This window comes from Synechococcus sp. Cruz CV12-2-Slac-r (genome assembly GCF_024346075.1).
Lineage (GTDB): Bacteria > Cyanobacteriota > Cyanobacteriia > PCC-6307 > Cyanobiaceae > Synechococcus_D.
Window position 1 is genome coordinate 1 of the sequence record NZ_JAGQEK010000145.1, and the last position, 3,840, is coordinate 3,840.

The following is a 3,840-nucleotide window of genomic DNA, read 5'->3' on the forward strand; positions in this document are numbered from 1 at the left end:
AGCCCAGGGTCAATCGCCACTTACAGCTCTTGGCATCACTGTTTTTTCCGCTGTTGCTGCAGTGGCTGTAGGTCAGGTGCTCTAAAGCCTTGAGCCTCAATTTGCGGCAGCAAATGCCTGCTCTAGCAGGTAAGCATTATTTCAATTACGGCGGCCAGGGCCCTCTCCCCAATACCTCCCTTGAGGCGATGGTGAGTTGCTGGCAAAAGCTGCAGCAGCTTGGCCCTTTCGGCCGTGATGTGTGGCCTTGGCTAAACCTCGAGCTTTCAGCCTTACGCAAGGCCCTTAGCCTTTTATGTGGGGTAGCGCCACATCGCTTAGCTCTTACCGAAAACGTTAGTAGCGGCTGCGTTTTGCCCCTTTGGGGGCTGCCATTTGAGACTGGTGATCGGCTTTTAATCAGCAGCGCCGAACATCCGGGCATAGTTGCCGCCTGCAAAGAACTGGCGCGGCGCCAAGGCTTGGTAATCGACTGCTTTGATGTGCAGAAAGTGCGTAGCAACAGCCAGCTACTTAAAGCACTTGAAAACGGCTTACAAGAACGCACCCGCCTTGTGGTGCTTTCTCATTTGCTCTGGAATACAGGAATCACCATGCCGATTGCAGCAGTAGCGCAAGCACTGCAACGGCATCAAAAAAAACCTTGGCTATTGGTAGATGGCGCCCAATCAGTGGGCAGCCTTGATCTAGATGATGCCGCTAATCAGGCAGATATTTATGCATTCACTGGCCATAAATGGTGCTGCGGCCCTGAAGGATTAGGGGCGGTGGTGCTTTCAGAGCGAGTTCTTTCAGAAGCAAGCCCCACCTTGATCGGGTGGCGCAGCCTTAGTAATGAAACTGAAGCCAGCAGCAATTGGCATAAAGATGCAAGGAAATTTGAAGTTGCCACCAGTTGCATTCCGCTGGGGGCAGGGCTACGCCAATCACTGCAACTGCTGCAGGATTGCGGCAATGCCAGCCAGCGCCAAGAGCGTATCTGCGAGCTCAGTAGTCGGCTATGGCATGGCCTGCAGCAAATCCCTGGCGTTGAGCCACTACTGCAGGAAGGGCCGCCCTCGAGCGGTCTAATAAGTTTTCAAGTGGCTAATCAAGATCCAAATCAGTTGGTTGATTCCCTAGCGAACAGCGGATTTCAATTGCGGAGCCTTGATAATCCCGTTTGCCTGCGGGCTTGTACCCACATAACCAGCACAGAAACTGAAATTGATCTGTTAATTCAGCACCTAGCAAACATTTGCAAAGGCGGTTGAGGGGGTAAGGTTGCGCCACTTGGGGGAAATCCCATGCTGCACGAGGCAAAGGCCAGCTTTTTGCATCCGCTCTCGGTGGTAGAGCCCAGTGATGATCCTGAAATACTTTTGTTTAATGCTTTTGCCCTAGCGGAGGAAACCGTAGTTGCCGCTCTGAACCCTGAGCGATTAGATGCAAATTTTCGGGTGGTGAGGATTTTGGTGGAAACAGGCTTACCCACCTCCCACATTGAAGAGATGTTTATAGAAATTCGCAGTGGCAACAACCAAGCACTGCTTCGGTTAATTGAATATGTTGCTGATGCATTAGTAGATGAAAATGATGCCGGAGAATTGGAATTAGCTTCTTAAATACCTTCTAAACAACGGCGCGCTTCTTCTTGATCACTAAAGTGAATTTTTTGATTACCCAAAATCTGGTAATCTTCATGCCCTTTACCAGCAATCAACACCAAATCACCGCTTGTTCCAAGCCTAATTGCTTGCGCAATTGCTAGATGGCGATCTGGCTCTAGCTGTAAGTTACTGCCGGCTGGAATACCTTGTAATACATCATTAAAAATTTGTTGGGGATCTTCTGTGCGGGGATTATCTGAAGTAAGCAGCACTTGATCTGCTAATCGCGCAGCAACTTCTCCCATCAAAGGTCGTTTACCGCGATCGCGATCACCACCACAGCCAAACAAACAAATCAAGCGGCCTTGCACAAAAGGACGGCAGGCAGTAAGGGCATTTTCTAAGCCATCAGGAGTATGGGCATAGTCCACCAATACCGAGGGTTGGCCGGGTTTATTGGGCACCCGTTCCATGCGGCCAGGTACGCCTTTGAAGCTTTGCAACCCCTGCAATAGTTGATCTAGTTCAACACCTTGCTGCAACAGAAGCCCCAACGCCTGGAGCAGATTCATTAGATTAAAGCGGCCAACAAGTGGTGAATTAAATATTGCCTTACCTTGCGGTGTATGCAGCATTCCTTCTACGCCGTTAGCACTAAAATGCAGCCCATCCATAAACATTTCGGCGCTTGAATCGTCAAGAGAACTGCGCCAACAGCGGCTGGTTAAACGAGCGGCCAAGCGTCTTCCGTAGGGGTCGTCGCTATTAATTACTGCAAGCCCTTTTAAATAAGCTGGCTCAAACAAACAAGCCTTAGCTTCAAAATAAGCTTCAAGGCTTGGGTGGTAATCGAGGTGATCCTGGCTGAGATTTGTAAAAATTGCTCCGCTAAATCTGCAACCCGCCACCCGATGTTGATGCAATGCATGGGAACTCACTTCCATGGCAGCCAACTTTGTTCCGGCTGTGAGCGCTGCTGCTAATTGAGCTTGCAGCTGATCAGCAAACGGTGTGGTGTGGGTTGCTTTGATGTTGCAACCGGGCCAGCGATTTGCAAGGGTGCCAAATAAGGCTGTAGTTAAACCGGCCTGGCTTGCTAGATGTTCAATCAGAAAACTGGTGGTGGTTTTGCCGTTGGTGCCAGTTACGCCAATCAATGCCAGCTGGTTACTCGGCTCCCCCCAGAAAGCAGAAGCAATACGACCGGCCACCTGGGCCACAGGATCAGCCACCACCAAAACAGGTTCACCTGGCGACAGGGGATCCTGCTCTGCAGCGCCAGGGCCTATCACCGCTGCAGTGGCGCCTCCTTGCAGGGCAGCACGCCAAAAAGTACCGCCATCCACCTTTTCACCCGGTAACCCAACAAATAGGGTTCCCGCTGCAACTCGCCTTGAATCACAGGTCACATCTGTAATTAAAGGGTCCGGCAACCCGCTCGGAACACTGAGCCCGGCGTCACGTAATAGTTGATGCAACCGTCCCATTGGTACAGCCTCAGGGGTAGGGGCAGCCATGGAATTCGGCCTAATGGTTTGTATTACGTTAATTCTCAGCTGTTTTGTTGTTTTTGCAGCCACGCGGCTAAGCGCTCCCCCTGCAAGCGGGGCGGAACCCTAGGCAAGAGGCAACCATCTAGGTAAACGAGCGGCACTTCATAGCCGTATTTTGCTTGTAATTCGGGGCTGGAATCCACATCAAGCAGCTCCAGTTCAGGAGGATTTTGCAGCTGACGCAAACGTTCTTCCAAGCCACTACATAAACAACAATTTTTACGGGTAAGCAAGGTAAGTTTCATTCCGGCACTGGATCAAAACCACCCTCAGAGAAGGGATGGCAGCGCAATAAACGCTTCAAACTTAGCCAGCAACCACGCCAGGCACCATGGCGTTCAATCGCTTCGCGGGCATAGCCGCTGCAACTGGGGATAAAACGGCAACGGGGCGGACCGAGCAGGGGAGAGATCAAGATCTGATAAAACCTGATTAATGCCAACAGCAACCAACTAATCGGGGCAAATCGAGGCAACCCGCTTGGGGGTAAGATTTTGGATCGATCTGTTGTTTCCTTACACACCGATGTGAGGCGATTACTTTTCAAACTCCATCCTGACGGTTTTTTCATTTATGTCTCGTTACCGCGGTGCTCGATTAAGGGTGACGCGGCGCTTGGGGGACCTTCCCGGTCTCACCCGTAAGTCTGCTAAGCGGGCTTATCCACCAGGTCAGCACGGCCAAGCCCGTCGCAAGCG

At 51.3% G+C, this 3,840-nt stretch carries 5 protein-coding genes and 1 pseudogene; 3 read left to right on the forward strand and 3 right to left on the reverse strand.

Annotated features, from left to right (window positions below; all coding sequences use genetic code 11):
• The first annotated feature begins 113 nt into the window (after positions 1-113).
• Together KB557_RS09500 and KB557_RS09505 are read left to right on the forward strand one after the other, a co-directional pair.
• On the forward strand, positions 114-1,253 hold the full coding sequence (locus KB557_RS09500; RefSeq protein WP_255133611.1) for an aminotransferase class V-fold PLP-dependent enzyme: 1,140 nt from the start codon (positions 114-116) through the stop codon (positions 1,251-1,253).
• Between the two features lie 33 nt (positions 1,254-1,286).
• Positions 1,287-1,604 (forward strand): hypothetical protein, encoded by a 318-nt coding sequence (locus tag KB557_RS09505; RefSeq protein ID WP_255133613.1) that lies wholly within the window; start codon positions 1,287-1,289, stop codon positions 1,602-1,604.
• Here the strand turns inward: KB557_RS09505 and KB557_RS09510 are convergent.
• From KB557_RS09510 to yidD, 3 genes are all read right to left on the reverse strand, one after another.
• Entirely contained in the window at positions 1,601-3,076 is a 1,476-nt protein-coding gene (locus KB557_RS09510) for a UDP-N-acetylmuramoyl-L-alanyl-D-glutamate--2,6-diaminopimelate ligase (RefSeq protein WP_255133617.1), read from the reverse strand. The genes KB557_RS09505 and KB557_RS09510 overlap by 4 nt on opposite strands.
• A gap of 65 nt (positions 3,077-3,141) precedes the next feature.
• Entirely contained in the window at positions 3,142-3,387 is a 246-nt protein-coding gene (locus KB557_RS09515; RefSeq protein WP_255133615.1) for a glutaredoxin family protein, read from the reverse strand.
• The gene (yidD, locus tag KB557_RS09520; RefSeq protein WP_399218946.1) at positions 3,384-3,665 is read right to left on the reverse strand and encodes a membrane protein insertion efficiency factor YidD; all 282 of its coding nucleotides are present in this window, start codon (positions 3,663-3,665) and stop codon (positions 3,384-3,386) included. The genes KB557_RS09515 and yidD overlap by 4 nt, the downstream gene beginning before the upstream one ends.
• Positions 3,666-3,715: 50 nt before the next feature.
• Between yidD and KB557_RS09525 the strand changes: the two are divergent.
• Positions 3,716-3,840 (forward strand): annotated as a pseudogene (locus KB557_RS09525) (30S ribosomal protein S4); the annotation flags it as partial.

Bases quoted from the DNA above. Each gene is read 5' to 3' on its own strand.
- KB557_RS09500 (WP_255133611.1), top strand. From the start codon at position 114: ATGCCTGCTCTAGCAGGTAAGCATTATTTCAATTACGGCGGCCAGGGC.
- KB557_RS09505 (WP_255133613.1), top strand. From the start codon at position 1,287: ATGCTGCACGAGGCAAAGGCCAGCTTTTTGCATCCGCTCTCGGTGGTA.
- KB557_RS09510 (WP_255133617.1), bottom strand. From the start codon at position 3,076: ATGGGACGGTTGCATCAACTATTACGTGACGCCGGGCTCAGTGTTCCG.
- KB557_RS09515 (WP_255133615.1), bottom strand. From the start codon at position 3,387: ATGAAACTTACCTTGCTTACCCGTAAAAATTGTTGTTTATGTAGTGGC.